This is a genomic window from Pseudomonas sp. MF6776 (assembly GCF_016613125.1).
Classification (GTDB): domain Bacteria; phylum Pseudomonadota; class Gammaproteobacteria; order Pseudomonadales; family Pseudomonadaceae; genus Aquipseudomonas; species Aquipseudomonas iridis.
Genome location: NZ_JAENSQ010000007.1, coordinates 221690 through 237855 on the forward strand (window position 1 = coordinate 221690; position 16166 = coordinate 237855).

Here is a 16166-nt window from a genome sequence, read left to right on the forward strand (position 1 = left end):
CAAAAACCCCAGAGCATGGTCGGCCCAAAGGCCGCCAAGGCTCAACCCTCCCGACGCACCCGAAACCAAGCCGCATACAAAGCAGGCAAAAACAAAAGCGTCAGAGCCGTAGCCACAATCAACCCGCCCATGATCGCCACCGCCATCGGCCCGAAAAACACACTGCGCGACAACGGAATCATCGCCAGAACCGCCGCCAGCGCCGTCAGCACAATCGGCCGAAAACGCCGCACAGTCGCCTCGATAATCGCCTGCCAAGGCTTCAAACCCGAGGCAATATCCTGCTCAATCTGATCCACCAGAATCACCGAATTGCGCATGATCATCCCCGACAGCGCGATCGTCCCCAGCATCGCCACAAACCCGAACGGCTGACGGAACACCATCAAAAACAACGTCACCCCGATCAACCCCAACGGCGCCGTCAAAAACACCATCGCCGTGCGCGAGAAGCTACGCAGTTGCACCATCAGCAACGTCAGCACCACAACGATGAACATCGGCACCCCGGCGTTCACCGACTTCTGCCCACGCGCCGAGTCCTCCACCGTACCGCCGACATCCAACAGATAACCGTCCGGCAATTCAGCGCGAATCGAATCCAGCGTCGGCATGATCTGCTTCACCAGCGTCGCTGGCTGCTCCTTGCCATAAATGTCCGCACGCACGGTCACGTTCGGCAGGCGATTACGGTGCCAGATGATGCCTTCTTCAAAACCATATTCGAGCGTGGCGACCTGCGACAACGCCACACTGCGACCGTTATCAGTCGGTACCGCCAGGCTCGGCAACAACGACAACTCGGTGCGCTCATGCACCGTGCCGCGCAGCAGAATCTCGATCAATTCGTTGTCTTCGCGATACTGACTGACGCTCGATCCGGTTAACGAACTTTGCAGGAATTTCGCCAGATTGGCGGTGCTCACCCCAAGTGCCCGAGCGCGATCCTGATCGATATTCAGGTACACAACCTTGCTCGGTTCTTCCCAATCCAGATGCACATTGGCCACATGCGGGTTCTCGCGAACCTTGGCCGCCACCTTGCGCGCCAGCGCGCGGACTTCTTCGATGTGTTCACCCGTGACGCGGAACTGCACCGGATAGCCAACCGGCGGGCCGTTTTCCAAACGCGTGACTCGCGAACGCAGTGCCGGGAATTGCTCGTTGAGCGTGCTGATCAGCCAGCCCCGCAGCGCCTCACGCTCCTCGATGTTTTTCGCCAACACGACAAACTGGGCGAAGCTCGCCGCCGGCAGTTGCTGATCCAGCGGCAGGTAGAAACGCGGTGACCCAGTGCCGACATACGCCACATAGTTGTCGATACCGGCGTGCTCCTTGAGCATCGCTTCCAGGCGTTTGACCTCGCCAGTGGTATTGGCCAGCGACGCACCCTCGGCCAGTTTCAGATCGACCATCAATTCCAGCCGATTGGAGGCCGGGAAGAACTGCTGCGGCACGAAACGGAACAACACCACCGAGGCGATAAACAGCCCGACCGTCAACACAATCACGGTTTTGCGATGCGACACACACCACTCCACCACACGTCGAACCCGCTGATAGAACGGCGTGCCATACGGGTCCGCCTGACCATCGGCAGTGCCATGTTTAGCCGCATGAATTTTCGCCAGATCCGGCAGGAGTTTTTCCCCCAGATACGGCACGAACACCACCGCCGCCACCCATGAAGCGAGCAACGCAATCGTCACGACCTGAAAAATCGAACGGGTGTATTCGCCAGTACCGGACTGCGCCGTGGCAATCGGCAGGAAGCCAGCGGCGGTGATCAACGTACCGGTAAGCATCGGGAACGCGGTGCTGGTCCAGGCGTAGCTCGCCGCGCGAATGCGATCGAAGCCCTGCTCCATTTTGATCGCCATCATTTCCACGGCAATGATCGCGTCATCCACCAGCAGCCCCAACGCCAGCACCAGCGCACCGAGGGAGATCTTGTGCAGGCCGATGCCGAGGTAATACATGCAGGCGAAGGTCATCGCCAGCACCAGCGGAATGGTCAGCGCCACGACCATGCCGGTGCGCATGCCAAGGGAGAAGAAGCTCACCAGCAACACGATCGCCAGCGCCTCGACCAACACTTGAACAAACTCGCCGACCCCGGTTTTCACCGCTGCTGGCTGGTCGGAGACTTTGCGCAATTGCATGCCGGACGGAAGGTTTTTCTGGATCCGCGAGAACTCGCCTTCCAGTGCCTTGCCGAGCACCAGAATGTCGCCGCCGTCCTTCATCGCCACGGCCAGACCAATCGCGTCTTCAGCCATGAAGCGCATGCGCGGCGCCGGCGGATCGTTGAAACCGCGCCGCACGTCGGCAACATCGGAGATACGGAACGTTCGATCGCCAACGCGGATCGGGAAGTTCTTGATCTCGTCGACTGTCTGAAAATTCCCCGTGACCCGTAGCTGCAAGCGCTCGCTGCCCGTCTCGAAGAAGCCAGCAGTGGACACCGCGTTCTGCTCTTCCAGCGCCTGTTGCACCGCCGCCAGCGGCAAACCGAGAGTGGCGAGTTTGACGTTGGACAGCTCGACCCAGATCTTCTCGTCCTGCAAACCAAGCAAGTCGACCTTGCCGACATCCTTGACTCGTTGCAGCTGAATCTGGATGCGGTCGGCGTAATCCTTGAGCACGGCGTAGTCGAAACCGTCGCCGGTCAGCGCGTAGATATTGCCGAAGGTGGTGCCAAATTCATCGTTGAAAAACGGCCCCTGAATCCCCGGTGGCAAGGTCTGGCGAATGTCGCCGATCTTCTTGCGCACCTGATACCAGAGCTCGGGAATGTCCTTGGAATGCATCGAGTCGCGAGCAATGAACGTGACCTGAGATTCGCCGGGACGCGAGAAGGAAACGATGCGTTCGTACTCGCCGGTTTCCATCAGTTTCTTTTCGATGCGCTCAGTCACCTGGCGCGAGACTTCCTGCGCCGTCGCGCCCGCCCAGCGGGTCTGGATGACCATGGCTTTGAAGGTGAACGGCGGGTCTTCGCTCTGGCCGAGCTTGGTGTAGGACAACGCACCGACGATGGCCAGCAAAAGCATCAGGAACAGTACGATCTGGCGATTACTCAGCGCCCATTCAGAAAGGTTGAAGCGCATCGGGGCTTACTCCTTGTCCGCCAGATTGACCACACGGTTGGAGCGATCAACGGGTCGCACCTGCTGCCCTTCGAGCAGTACATGCACACCAGCGGCGACCACCCAATCATTGGCGTTCAAGCCTTCGAGCACCGGCACGACTTTCTCGCCAAACGGGCCGACACGCACCGGGGTTTTCTTCAATGTGTTGTCGGCGCCAACGACCCAGACATAGGTCGCGCCATTTTCAGCGGTCAGCGCCGAGAGCGGCACCGACAGCGATACGGCATCGGCCGATTGCACAAACACCCGGGCGCTCTGACCCAGTTCGGCCGGGACCTTGCCGCTGGTAAAGGAAATTCGCGCGGCGAAGGTGCGCGATCTTGGGTCGGCAGACGGCGACAGCTCACGAATCTGCCCGGCGAAGCGCTGATTCTGCTGGGTCCAGAGTTCCACCGACACCGGTTGCCCGACTTTGAAGCGGCCGAAGCTTTGCTCCGGCAGGCTGATCAGCACTTCACGTTCGCCATCGGTGGCGAGGGTGAACACGGTTTGCCCGGCGGCGACCACTTGCCCTACTTCGACCGAACGCTTGGCCACCACGCCATCCTGTGGCGCGCGCAGCACGGCGTAACTGGCCTGATTGGTCGAGACGTTGAATTCGGCTTTGATCTGTTTGAGGCGGGCTTCGCCGGAGCGGTAGAGGTTTTCGGCGTTGTCGTACGCGGAGCGGCTGACCATCTGCCGATCCATCAGGGTTTTATAGCGGTCGCGCTCGGCACGGACGAGGTTGAGATTGGCTTCAGCGGCGGAAACCTGAGCGCGGGTGGCTTCCAGTTGCAGGCGCACGTCCTGCGGATCGAGTTCGGCGAGGGGTTGATCAGCCTTCACACGCTGACCTTCATCGACCAGTCGTCGGCTGACTTTGCCTCCAATGCGGAACGCCAGATCGGGTTCGTAGCGAGCGCGCACCTCGCCCGGATAACTTTCCATCGCCTGCGCCGAAGGCTCTGGGTGCACCACCATGGCCGGTCGTACGGTGACTTGCGCCGCCTCTTCCTGGCCGCACGCGGACAATAAAAAAACCAGACTGACTGGCAATGCAAATGGCCACGTGAGGTGCAGTGCATGGCGGAACATGATGACGGACCTTTCGCTAATGGTGCTTGGAATAATTATACTGGCGGGTATGTTATTAATAGCAAACTCACCAGTCCAGTAATAAAAGCGAAGAATGTCGAACAATCTTTCAGCTCCAAACGGCCCGGGCCGCCCCAAGGATCTGGCCAAGCGCCAGGCCATCCTCGATGCGGCGAAAACTCTGTTTCTGAGTCACGGCTATGCCAACACCAGCATGGACGCGGTGGCCGCCGAGGCGGGGGTGTCTAAACTGACGGTCTACAGCCATTTCAACGACAAGGAGACACTGTTCTCCGCCGCCGTGATGGCCAAATGCGAGGAGCAGTTGCCGCCGCTGTTCTTCGAATTACCGGCCGGCATCGCCGTGGAAAAGGTGTTGCTGAACATTGCCCGAGGCTTTCATCAGCTGATCAACAGCGACGAATCGGTGAATCTGCATCGCCTGATCATGGCGCTGGGCAGTCAGGATCCGAAGCTGTCGCTGATCTTCTTCGAGGCAGGCCCGCAGCGCATGGTGCAGGGCATGGAGCGGCTGTTGACGCAGATCCATGACAGCGGCGCGCTGAGCATTGATCTGCCTCGCAATGCGGCGGAGCATTTTTTCTGTTTGATCAAGGGCGCGGGGAATTTTCGCTTGTTGTATGGCTGTGGTGAGCCGTTGGGTGAGGAAGCTTCAGAGAGCCATGTGCGGGAAGTGGTGGGGTTGTTTATGCGAGCGTATCGGCCCTGACTTTGCGGCGACTGGACTGACGCCATCGCTGGCAAGCCAGCTCCCACAGGGATCATCGTGTGACCAGTAGTTCACACTCCCCTCTTTGGGAACTGGGTGCGAGCACAACTTGTGTGCACAACCGCAAAAACCTGTGGGAACTGGGTGTGAGCACAATTTGTGTGCACACCGCTAAAACCTGTGGGAGCTGGCTTGCCAGCGATTGGCAGCGACTCGGTATTAAGGTTTTAGCGCTTTTTTGGGGTAGATGTCATACCGGCTGGACTTGCCATCCAGCGCATGACTCGGCTTGGGCCCCTCAATACACGGTGCCTTGCGCGGGCGCTTGACCACCACGCGGTGCGTCGCCAGCGCCAGCGCCGCTTCGAGCAACGCGGGCGCATCCGGATCATCGCCGACCAGCGGCCGGAACAGGCGCATTTCCTTCTTCACCAGTGCGGTTTTTTCGCGATGGGGAAACATCGGGTCGAGGTAGATCACCTGCGGCGGCTCGCCTTCCCAGTTGCGCATGACCTCGATGGAGTTGCCCTTGAGCAACCTCATCCGCGCGACGATCGGCGCCACATCGAAATCTTCCGCCGCCCGCGCCAGACCATCCTCCAGCAAGGCACCGATCAGCGGCTGACGCTCGATCAGGCTCATCTCGCACCCCAGACTGGCCAGCACGAACGCATCCTTGCCCAGACCCGCCGTCGCATCCAGCACCCGCGGGCGCACGCCTTGAGCGACGCCGACAGCCTTGGCGATCATCTGCCCGCTGCCACCACCGTACAACCGACGATGCGCCGCGCCACCCTCGACGAAGTCCACGCGCACCGGCCCCGGCGCGTCCGGTCCCAGTTGTTGCAGTTGCAAACCCTGCTCGCCGACCTGCAAGGCAAACTCGCCATCGACCACTTCAAGCGGCAGGCCCAGGCGCTCGGCCCACTGCTCGGCTTGCGCTGCGTACGTCGGGCCGAGAGCTTCGACATGGATGCGGCAGGCCGCGGGTTGCTCAGTCATGGAAAACACGCTCAAAAATTTAAGGATCGGCAAAAACCGCCGATAACTCATTCAACGCGCATTTTGCCAGAGCTGAGCGTCAACCGAAAAAAATGTCAGGCATTCTTCCCACATCGATTGGCTACATCTCGCCCCATGGCGATTTCAGCCGTCATAACACTCAAGCACTGAGCGGCGTCAGCCACCTGTGGCAGGATTTCTTTGCCCAGGCGATGGCCGAACAGACGAGTGATGTGGTGCCAGCCTGCGGCACGTTTCCCCCGGTTGACCTGACCAGCCCAGAAGAACCGACCGTCGGCAGCGAACTGCACGCACACATCATCAGCCAGCGCGAATGCGATGTGGTTGAAACCCAGGTGCGTCCGCCAGAGCCGCTGTTCCTGCCGATCGCCGAGTTCGAAATGGAGCTGCTGGACAAACCGTTCCCACCGTTCCCGCCAGAAGAAATCAAGGCTCAACAAGGGCAACAGGACTTCGACAGCAGTTGGGTTCGTCCGATCGTGATCAACAACGGTCAACCGATTCCGGAACCGGGTGCCGCGCCGCAGAAGCGTCCGCTGTATTTGCCTATTGCCGAGTTCGACCTGGACCTGCTGCAAAAGCCTTACCCGCCATTCCCGCCGGAAGAAATCGTCGAGCAGCAGAAAGCCCTGGACTTCGATAACGGCTGGGCACGCCCGATTGTTCTGCAGAACCTGCGCATCGCCGCTTAAACCTCAGCGACACACGCTCCAGCGTCCGACATCGACATGAAAGTGATTGCGATGGGCGGCGTTGTATTCAGGGCTCAACACCACACTGAACGCCTCACAGGCGCCGTCGCGCACCTGACGCAAAAACTGTGCGTCCTGATTTTGCTTGGGCCAGTCTTTGAGCACGCTGACGGTCCGGCCATCGGCCAGCCGAAAACCGGCGATATCCAGCGCATCGGCACTGGCATGGCGGCTGAGCGCGCCACTCTCGCGGTTATAGATATTGCGACAGGCAAAGCTGCCGAGGTGATCGAGACGCGCGACGTTCTGGCCGTAAATCGCCTGTGCAGCGGGTTGTAGCGAGTGCCGTTCGAACATCGCGTACGCGACTGCCAGCGGACAACTGGCGAGAAAGCTGCTGCTCAGCGCCACCTCGCCGCCCTGCACGCGCAAAGCGCCGATCAGCGGGCACTTGGCACCGGGGCTGTCGGACTGCGGCGTGACGCGCAATGCGGAACTGCGCAGTGCCTGGGCGCAGAGTTCGGGATCGCCGCGCAAGCGCATCAGCTTGTAGCCGGTCAGCCAGTTAGGCGGGGCTTTCACGTCCAGCGGCGCCCAAGGATTGAAGTGCGCCGGCACCTCCAGCCAACCACGCCAGACACTGATCGCAGCGCCGCCGATGCTCAGCAGAATAAACAGCGCAATCCAACGTCCCATGCTCAGCCTTTGAAAAACTGATTGGCTTTGGCGTACGGCATCGACTGCGAAGTGAAGCCGAAGGTGCCGGACTGCTGGATCTCTTCAGCCGCACGGAAAAACTCACCGAACGCCGCCAGTGCAAGTGCCGAACCGGTGCTGATCCGGCGCACGCCCATTTCTTCGAGTTGCTGCACAGTGAGTTTCAAACCGCCGGACATCAACACATTGACCGGTTTCGGCGCCACCGCGCGCACCACTGCAATCACCTCTTCGGCGGTGCGCAAACCCGGCGCATACAGCACGTCGGCGCCGGCCTCGGCAAAGGCCTGCAAGCGGCGGAGGGTGTCATTGATATCGTGATTGCCGTGCAGATAGTTTTCCGCCCGCGCCGTCAGGAGAAAGGGAAACGGCAGCGTGCGCACCGCGGCAACTGCGGCTTCGATGCGCGCCACAGCGTGTTCCAAGCAATAGATCGGCGCGTCTGCGCGGCCCGTTGCATCCTCGATCGAACCGCCAACCGCGCCCGCCTCTGCTGCACGCAACAAGCTCTTCGCGCACTCGGCCGGGTCGTCGGCGAAACCGTTTTCCAGATCCACCGCCACCGGCAAATCGGTCGATGCGACTATCGCCCGGACGTTGGCCAAGGTGTCATCCAGGCTCAAGGCACCATCAGCTTTGCCCTGGGAAAACGCATAACCTGCGCTGGTGGTCGCCAATGCCTGATAACCCAGGCTTGCAAGCATCTTCGCCGAGCCGGCATCCCACGGATTGGGAATGACAAAAATCCCCGGACGCTCATGCAAGGCTTTGAAGGCTTGGGCTTTACGGGCTTGTTCTGTAAGGGCTTGCGCGTCCATTGACTGGCTCCGGGGCAGGAAAACGAATCTGCCTCAGAGCAGGCCAAGTTGCTCCGCGGCGGGCTCTCTGTATAGCTCAGGCAGAGATGGCAGGCCAGGCAAACGTTGCATCAGTTGTGCGTGAAAACGTTGCGCGAGCTTTGCTGCCAGCAGGTTGTCGGCGGTGTGCAGGAAGATGTACGGCGTGCGGCCCTCTTCAATCCACTCGGCAATTTTCGCCACCCAAGGCACAAGAAACGGATCGTTGGCTTCCAGTTCCGGATGGCCGATAAAGCGCACTTGCGGGAACTGCGTGAACGCTGCGGGACGCGTCGGTACTCGTGGTTTTTTCGATTGTGCGTGGATGACCGAAGAGTCGGTCGACAGGCAGCTGAACAGCGCACGCGGATCGAGGCAGATACGCTCCACGCCCCGATCAAGCAGCAGACGATTGAGCAATCGCTCACTCTCGCCCTTGGCGAAGAACTGCTCGTGGCGCGCTTCCACCGCCAGCGGGCAGTCCAGCGCATCGATGAATGCCGCCAGTTCCGGCAGCCGATGCGGTGCGAAACCTTTCGACAGTTGCAGCCACAGCGGCGATACACGCTCGCCGAGGGGTTTGAGTAATTGCAGGAAGGTTTCGGCGGCGGTCAGTTGCTCACGCAAATCGCCGCCGTGACTGATGTCGCCGGGGAACTTGGCGGTGAAGCGAAAATGCGCAGGCATGATCTCGGCCCAACGCTGCACGGTGGCGGGCGAAGGGCTGGCGTAGAACGTCGTGTTGCCTTCCACCGCGTTGAACACTTGGGAATAGAGGCTGAGGAAATCGGAGGTTTTTGCATCTACCGGGTAAAGATACTCGCGCCAGGCGTTTTCACTCCAGGACGGGCAACCGAGGTAGTAAGGCAGATCCATCAGATGTACAGATCGAGGCCCAGCACATCCGCGTCCCAATCCACAAAACCGGCGGTGCTGAGGTAGCTGGCCAGAGCCATCGCTACACTTTTCTTCATCGTTCGGTGGTAGATCATGTCTTGCTGACGGGCGGGCAGATTGGCCAGGCGTTGCGCGGAGGCTTTGGCAGCGCGGGCGGCCAGTTGCTCTTCAGTCGGGAATTCCAGCTCGCCGTCGATATCATCAACGGATTCGTCCAGCGCCGGATTGCCTTTGCGAGGCTTGCGCTTGATGGGGTAGGACTGAGTGGAAACGCCGTCTATACGCATAAAGTCATGCTCGGTATCAATGATGGCAATTTAGCGGCACTTGACCGACTTAGCAAACTGCCGAGTGATAACTAGAACACATAAAGAGCAAAAGGTTTAAAACGCGGGATCAGAAACTGACGATTGGCGTCTGGAAAGTCAAAAGATCGCAGCCTCCGGCAGCGCCTACAATTGGAATACGATCCCTGCAGGAGCTGCCGAAGGCTGCGATCTTTTAAAGGCTTAACGGGCTTTTGGGGTGGCCACTTTGTCGCGCAGATAAACAGGTTGTGCATCATCCGCCGGGATCGCCTCACCACGCTCCCAGGCAAATCGCGCCAGCGTCAGCAGGTCTTCAGCGTGAGGCAGCATGCCGGCATCAGAACCGGTCGGATTGACCGCGATGCGCTCGGCGTAACTCCAACCGGTGCCCGCACCGAACCAGTCGCCGCTGGCATTGGTCGGCAGTGCCGCGACTTCCGGCGGCAACACCGCTTCCGCACCGACCAGACGCATCTCGCCCGCCGTTTCGCGGTAGCAGCCCCAATACACTTCATCCATCCGCGCATCGATGGCCGCGGCCACCTGGCTCACGCCATGCTCACGAAATGCGCGCTGCGCCAGCACGGCAAGGTTGGACACCGGCAACACCGGACGGTCCAGCGCGAACGCCAGCCCCTGCACCACGCCAATGGCGATGCGCACCCCCGTAAACGCACCCGGGCCGCGGCCGAAGGCTATTGCGTCAACCGCTTGCAACGTGGTGCCGGCGTCGGCAAGCAATTGCTGGATCATCGGCAGCAGTTTCTGCGCGTGCAGGCGCGGGATCACCTCGTAATGGCTCGTGACCTTGCCGTCATGCAGCAAGGCAACGGAGCAAGCTTCAGTCGCGGTGTCCAGGGCCAGCAAGGTGCTCATCGATGTTTCCAAAACAGGTGGGAAAAAAGTGCGTCAGTATAAACAACTACGGCCCGCAAGCGGGCCGTGGATGATGCCGCCACTCAGACTTTTCAGCTCAGCGCTTCAAGCACCTTGGCGGTGATGGCTTCTACCGAACCAACGCCCGGGATGTGGCTGTACTTTGGCTTGCCGTTGGCAGCGGACAGCTTCTGATAGAAGTCCACCAGTGGCTTGGTCTGCGAATGGTAGACCGACAGGCGATGACGCACGGTTTCTTCGGTATCGTCCTTGCGCTGCACCAGTTCGTCACCGGTGATGTCGTCTTTGCCGGCAACTTTCGGCGGGTTGTAGACGATGTGGTAAACGCGGCCGCTGGCCTCGTGAACGCGACGACCGGCGATGCGTTGAACGATCTCTTCGTCTTCAACGGCGATTTCAACCACGGCGTCCAGTTCAACACCGGCAGTCACCAGTGCTTCAGCCTGCGGAATGGTGCGCGGGAAGCCGTCGAACAGGAAACCGTTGGCGCAATCAGGTTGAGCGATGCGGTCTTGAACCAGTGCGATGATCAGGTCATCCGACACCAGGCCGCCGGCATCCATGATGCTCTTGGCTTGAACGCCCAGCGGAGTACCGGCCTTGACCGCTGCACGCAGCATGTCGCCAGTGGAAATTTGTGGAATGCCGAATTTCTCGGTGATGAACTTAGCCTGAGTACCTTTACCGGCCCCGGGAGCTCCCAGCAGAATGACGCGCATTAGATGTGCTCCTCAATTTTTTTATAAAAAGCTTTTACAAAACAAAGGCCTCGCCTCTTGGGACGAATCCTGAAAAATACGGGTCGTGGCCGCACAAACGGCCAAAGGCTGATCAAGATACACAGCAGGCTGCGCCCACACAAGACGCCAAAAGTCGGAGAAACCGACGCCCGCCGCGACTTTGGGACGCGGTGACCCAAGTCGCAACCCCATCATTAACTGTCGCTTGGCGAAACATTTGCTGAAAATATTCAGCAGCACCCGACGCATGCACCGGGTGCCCTGCCCCGCCGAAAAAACCTTAGCCGGTATTACGCAAACCGGCGGCAATCCCCGCCACAGACACCAGCAACGCCTGCTCCACAGGGCTGCCCTGCTCGACATTCTGCTGTCGCGAACGGGCGAGCAATTCGGCCTGCAATAGATGAAGCGGGTCGAGGTAGGTATTGCGCAGGCGGATGAATTCCAGGGTGTCCGGACTATGCGCCAGCAGCTGCGACTGCCCGGTCAGCCCTAGCACGACTGCGCACGCCTGCGACAATAGGTCGCGTAACTGCGCGCCCAACGGCAGCAGGTCCGGCTCGACCAGGCGCTGGTCGTAGGACAGCGCAATATCGGCGTCAGCCTTGGCCAGAACCATTTCCAGCATGTCGATGCGCGTACGAAAGAACGGCCATTGTTCGCGCATCTGCCCGAGCAATTCGCCTTCGCCACGCTCCAGCGCTTTGCTCAGCGCCGACTCCCAGCCCAGCCAGGCGGGCAGCATCAGCCGTGTTTGTGTCCAGCCGAAGATCCACGGGATCGCTCGCAGACTTTCGATGCCACCCGCGCGGCGCTTGGCCGGACGACTGCCCAATGGCAAGCGCCCCAGTTCCTGCTCCGGAGTGGACTGGCGGAAATACTCGACGAATTGCGGATTTTCCCGCACGACCTGGCGATAGGCGCTGACACCATCAGCGGCCAATTCGTCCATCAAGTGGCGCCATTCCGGTGTTGGCGGCGGCGGTGGCAACAGCGTCGCTTCGAGCACCGCCGCCAGGTACAGATTGAGGTTTTGCTCGGCGATGTCCGGCAGGCCGAATTTGAAACGAATCATTTCTCCCTGCTCGGTGGTGCGGAACCGCCCCGCTACCGATCCCGGCGGCTGCGACAGAATCGCCGCATGCGCCGGACCACCGCCACGGCCGACAGTGCCGCCCCGACCATGGAACAACAGCAGTTCGACTTGCTGCTCACGGCAGATTTCCACCAGCCGTTCCTGGGCGCGATATTGCGCCCACGCCGCTGCGGTGGTGCCCGCATCTTTGGCGGAATCGGAGTAACCGATCATCACTTCCTGCGGACCTTGCAACCGTGCGCGGTACCCCGGCAGCAGCAACAGGCGCTCCATCACCGGGCCTGCGTTGTCGAGGTCGGCGAGGGTTTCAAACAATGGCACCACACGCATCGGCCGCAGCACGCCGGATTCTTTCAGCAGCAACTGTACGGCGAGTACGTCGGAGGCAGCGCCCGCCATCGAGATCACGTAGGAGCCGAGCGAAGCGCCGGGCGCGGCGGCGATCTCCTTGCAGGTGTTGAGTACTTCGGCGGTGTCGGCGGACGGTTTGAAATGCGCTGGCAGCAACGGTCGACGATTGCTCAGTTCGTGGGTCAGGAAGGTAATGCGTTGCTCTTCGTCCCAATCCTCGTAACGACCAAGGCCCAGGTAATCGGTGATTTCTGTCATTGCCGAACTGTGCCGTGTCGAGTCCTGACGCACGTCGAGGCGCACCAGGAACAGGCCGAACGTCACCGCCCGGCGCAGACAGTCAAGCAATGGGCCGTCGGCGATCACGCCCATGCCACATTCGTGCAACGAGTTGAAACACAGCTCCAGCGGATCAAGCAGATCACGATTGTTTTGCAGCACATCCGCTGGCGCCGGCGTCGGTGCGGTCAGCGCTGCATGGGCCCAGTTGCGCGTGGAGCGCAGGCGTTCGCGCAATTGCTTGAGGACCGCCCGATACGGTTCGGCGCTGTCACCCGCCTGGGCCTTGAGTGCGTCGCTGGCCTGCTGCATCGACAACTCGGCAGCCAGATGATCGATATCGCGCAAGTACAAGTCAGCGGCCATCCAGCGCGCCAGCAGCAACACTTCTCGGGTCACCGCAGCGGTGACATTCGGATTGCCGTCACGGTCGCCGCCCATCCACGAGGCGAAGCGAATCGGCGCAGCCTCCAGCGGCAAACGCAGGCCTGTCGCGGCATGCAACGCCTGATCGGCCTTGCGCATATGGTTGGGAATCGCTTGCCACAGCGAGTGCTCGATGACCGCGAAACCCCACTTGGCCTCATCCACCGGTGTCGGGCGGGTGCGGCGGATTTCTTCGGTGTGCCAGGCTTCGGCGATCAGCCGTTGCAGGGTGTTGTGAATCTGTTCGCGTTCGGCGCTGGTCAGGTCGCGATGATCCTGTGCGGCGAGTTGCGCGGCGATGGCATCGTACTTCTGGATCAGCGTGCGGCGCGCCACTTCGGTCGGGTGGGCGGTCAGCACCAGTTCGATTTCCAGTCGCCCAAGTTGACGGGCGAGGGATTCGGCGCTGTGGCCTTCGTTGCGCAAACGAGCGAGCAACTGCGGCAATACACGGGATTCGAACGGCGCGGGCTGCGACTCTTCGCGACGATGGATCAACTGATACTGTTCGGCGATGTTTGCCAGATTGAGAAACTGGTTGAACGCCCGCGCCACCGGGAGCAATTCGTCTTCGCTCAATTGATTGAGGCTGGCGCTCAGTTCTGCATCCATCGAGCCGCGGCGGTCGGCCTTGGCGCCCTTGCGAATCTGCTCGATCTTGTCGAGAAATTCCTCGCCATACTGGTCTCGAATGGTATTGCCCAACAGCTCTCCGAGCAGGTGAACATCCTCGCGCAAGCGTGCATCAATATCGGTCATCAGCAGTTCTCCAGCGGTAATCCGGGCGGCCTAGAAACGAGTGCATGCCTGAGAGAGTGCCGCTCTACAGCGCTTCTTACAAGCAGGCGACGAAGGGACTTTAAACCTTGTGGCCGAAAGCTAGTCTCAACAGTAAGCCGCATAAAGGCTTGCCGCCGGCCCCGCCGGACACTCACCCAAGCCTGCTACAGCAGGTGCGACATGAGGTCATCATGAAAATCCGTGAACTCGCCCAGCATTGGGAAGAAAACGCCAAGGGTCGCCTGACCGACACTGGCTACACGATTCATCTGGACGTCGAGGCCGCTGCGCGTCTGGCAGCGATTGCCGAGATGTACCCCAAACGCCACCCTGAAGAACTGCTCGGCGAACTGATCGGTGCAGCCCTTGAAGAGTTCGAAGCGAGCCTGCCGTATGTGAAAGGCTCGACTGTGGTTGCGACGGATGAGGAAGGTGATCCGCTGTATGAAGACGTCGGGCCAACGCCCCGTTTTCTGGCGCTGTCGCGGCGGCATTTGCAGGATTTGTCATCCGCTGAAAACAAGCAGAAACACTGACGGAACAACACAAAACCTGTGTGCGCTGGCTTGCCAGCGATGGCGTCAGTTCAGTCTCGGAAATACTGAATCTGATGACCTCATCGCTGGCAAGCCAGCTCCCACGGGGAATATATTTGTCCTTCAATACAGCGTCGCTTTCGTTCATTTCTTACGCCGCGCGTACCACTCCACCCCGCCAAAGTTCCCGCGTTAGAGCCTTGTCCATTCGGTCAAAACTTTTTTTGGCGATAGGCCATCTTTTCTGAACTTTTGAAAACCGCCGCCGGTCGGACCCTGTAACCACTCCTGGAACGAGCGTTTCAAAAACGCGCTGTTGCAAGACGCTTAAGGCTCCTCGACCAGGATGGATTCAGATGTATTCAGGAGATGCCTAATGGAGTTGAAGACCATGAAAAACCAAACCTCGTTTACCCACCTGCGCGGTCTGAAACTGGCCGCCCTGGCAATCGGCACCAGCTTCGTACTGGCCGGTTGCGCCGGTAATCCACCGACCGAGCAGTACGCTGTGACCCAATCTGCGGTCAACAGCGCCGTCAGCGCCGGTGGTACCGAGTTTGCTGCCGTTGAAATGAAGCAGGCGCAGGACAAACTCAAGCAAGCCGAAATCGCCATGCACGACAAGAAGTACGAAGAAGCTCGCACGCTGTCCGAGCAAGCTGAGTGGGATGCTCGCGTAGCAGAACGCAAAGCTCAGGCGGCCAAGGCTGAACTGGCTGTGAAGGATTCCCAGAAAGGTGTTCAGGAACTGCGTCAGGAAAGTCAGCGCACCGTGAAGTAAGCGCGCATCCCGACCGCAAAGCTGAAACTCTTACCGATAGAAAGGACGACAAATTATGCGTAAGCAACTGATGATTCCCGCTCTTCTGGCCGCAAGCGTTGCCTTGGCTGCCTGCTCCACCCCGCCTAATCCGAACCTGGAAAACGCTCGCACCAACTACGCCGGCCTGCAAGCCAACCCGCAGGCGAGCAAAGTAGCAGCGCTGGAAACCAAAGACGCCAGTGAGTACCTGGACAAGGCCGACAAGGCCTACCTGGACAAGCAAGACGCGGCCAAGGTCGATCAACTGGCTTACCTGACCAACCAGCGCGTGGAAGTGGCCAAGCAGACCATCGCCCTGCGTACCGCTGAAAACAATCTGAAGAACGCCGCTGCCCAACGTGCTCAGGCGCGTCTGGATGCTCGCGATCAACAGATCAAACAGCTGCAGGACAGCCTCAACGCCAAGCAGACCGATCGCGGTACGCTGGTGACTTTCGGTGACGTGCTGTTCGCCACCAACAAGGCTGACCTGAAGTCCAGCGGTCTGGTGAACATCAACAAACTGGCCCAGTTCCTTCAGGAAAACCCTGATCGCAAAGTGATCGTCGAGGGTTACACCGACAGCACTGGCGCCGCCAGCTACAACCAGACCCTGTCGGAGCGTCGCGCCAACTCCGTGCGCACTGCACTGGTGAAAATGGGCGTTGATCCAGCGCGCATCGTCGCTCAGGGCTACGGCAAGGAATATCCGGTTGCCGAGAACGGCAGTGTTTCCGGCCGTGCGATGAACCGTCGCGTGGAAGTGACCATTTCCAACGACAACCAGCCAGTGATGCCACGTTCGGCTGTCAGCTCGAACTAAGCTT

Annotated in this window: 15 protein-coding genes; 5 read left to right on the forward strand and 10 right to left on the reverse strand. The window is 60.0% G+C overall.

Features of this window, described 5'->3' with window-relative positions; genetic code table 11:
* Nucleotides 1-41: 41 nt before the first annotated feature.
* On the reverse strand, nt 42-3110 hold the full coding sequence (locus tag JJD74_RS11160) for an efflux RND transporter permease subunit (RefSeq protein ID WP_200613763.1): 3069 nt from the start codon (nt 3108-3110) through the stop codon (nt 42-44).
* Between the two features lie 6 nt (nt 3111-3116).
* Complete coding sequence (locus JJD74_RS11165) at nt 3117-4229, reverse strand: efflux RND transporter periplasmic adaptor subunit (protein WP_200613766.1); 1113 nt, start codon at nt 4227-4229, stop codon at nt 3117-3119.
* 94 nt (nt 4230-4323) lie between these two features.
* Between JJD74_RS11165 and JJD74_RS11170 the strand changes: the two genes are divergently transcribed.
* On the forward strand, nt 4324-4959 hold the full coding sequence (locus tag JJD74_RS11170) for a TetR/AcrR family transcriptional regulator (RefSeq protein ID WP_042560793.1): 636 nt from the start codon (nt 4324-4326) through the stop codon (nt 4957-4959).
* 219 nt (nt 4960-5178) lie between these two features.
* On the opposite strand, the gene JJD74_RS11175 is transcribed toward JJD74_RS11170, so the two are convergent.
* The gene (locus JJD74_RS11175; RefSeq protein WP_200613769.1) at nt 5179-5961 is read right to left on the reverse strand and encodes a class I SAM-dependent methyltransferase; all 783 of its coding nucleotides are present in this window, start codon (nt 5959-5961) and stop codon (nt 5179-5181) included.
* Between the two features lie 92 nt (nt 5962-6053).
* Here JJD74_RS11175 and JJD74_RS11180 point away from each other — a divergent pair, with 92 nt between their 5' ends.
* A complete protein-coding gene (locus JJD74_RS11180; protein WP_042560794.1) occupies nt 6054-6674 on the forward strand; it encodes a hypothetical protein in 621 nt (206 codons plus the stop codon).
* 3 nt (nt 6675-6677) lie between these two features.
* Here JJD74_RS11180 and JJD74_RS11185 read toward each other — a convergent pair whose 3' ends face one another.
* From JJD74_RS11185 to ppc, 7 genes are all read right to left on the reverse strand, one after another.
* Nucleotides 6678-7370 carry an extensin-like domain-containing protein gene (locus JJD74_RS11185; RefSeq protein ID WP_115146373.1) on the reverse strand — a complete coding sequence of 231 codons (693 nt, stop codon included), beginning with the start codon at nt 7368-7370 and terminating at the stop codon, nt 6678-6680.
* Nucleotides 7371-7372: 2 nt separating this feature from the next.
* Nucleotides 7373-8209: an isocitrate lyase/PEP mutase family protein gene (locus JJD74_RS11190; protein WP_200613772.1), complete on the reverse strand. Its 837-nt coding sequence runs from the start codon at nt 8207-8209 to the stop codon at nt 7373-7375.
* A gap of 33 nt (nt 8210-8242) precedes the next feature.
* The gene (locus JJD74_RS11195; protein WP_200613775.1) at nt 8243-9103 is read right to left on the reverse strand and encodes a DUF72 domain-containing protein; all 861 of its coding nucleotides are present in this window, start codon (nt 9101-9103) and stop codon (nt 8243-8245) included.
* Nucleotides 9103-9411 (reverse strand): hypothetical protein, encoded by a 309-nt coding sequence (locus JJD74_RS11200; RefSeq protein WP_042560798.1) that lies wholly within the window; start codon nt 9409-9411, stop codon nt 9103-9105. Before JJD74_RS11200 ends, JJD74_RS11195 begins: the two co-directional genes overlap by 1 nt.
* A gap of 222 nt (nt 9412-9633) precedes the next feature.
* A complete protein-coding gene (gene tsaB, locus JJD74_RS11205; RefSeq protein ID WP_200613778.1) occupies nt 9634-10308 on the reverse strand; it encodes a tRNA (adenosine(37)-N6)-threonylcarbamoyltransferase complex dimerization subunit type 1 TsaB in 675 nt (224 codons plus the stop codon).
* A gap of 92 nt (nt 10309-10400) precedes the next feature.
* The gene (gene adk, locus JJD74_RS11210) at nt 10401-11048 is read right to left on the reverse strand and encodes an adenylate kinase (protein ID WP_042560800.1); all 648 of its coding nucleotides are present in this window, start codon (nt 11046-11048) and stop codon (nt 10401-10403) included.
* Nucleotides 11049-11349: 301 nt separating this feature from the next.
* Entirely contained in the window at nt 11350-13980 is a 2631-nt protein-coding gene (gene ppc, locus JJD74_RS11215; protein ID WP_042560801.1) for a phosphoenolpyruvate carboxylase, read from the reverse strand.
* Nucleotides 13981-14192: 212 nt separating this feature from the next.
* On the opposite strand from ppc, the gene JJD74_RS11220 reads away from it, so the two are divergent.
* The 3 genes from JJD74_RS11220 to JJD74_RS11230 all read left to right on the forward strand — a co-directional run bounded on the left by JJD74_RS11220 (nt 14193) and on the right by JJD74_RS11230 (nt 16162).
* Complete coding sequence (locus JJD74_RS11220; RefSeq protein WP_047299892.1) at nt 14193-14537, forward strand: hypothetical protein; 345 nt, start codon at nt 14193-14195, stop codon at nt 14535-14537.
* A 376-nt stretch (nt 14538-14913) separates the two neighbouring features.
* On the forward strand, nt 14914-15318 hold the full coding sequence (locus JJD74_RS11225) for a DUF4398 domain-containing protein (RefSeq protein ID WP_042560872.1): 405 nt from the start codon (nt 14914-14916) through the stop codon (nt 15316-15318).
* A gap of 55 nt (nt 15319-15373) precedes the next feature.
* Nucleotides 15374-16162, forward strand: a complete 789-nt coding sequence (locus tag JJD74_RS11230; protein ID WP_042560873.1) for an OmpA family protein — start codon at nt 15374-15376, stop codon at nt 16160-16162.
* Nucleotides 16163-16166: the final 4 nt, after the last annotated feature.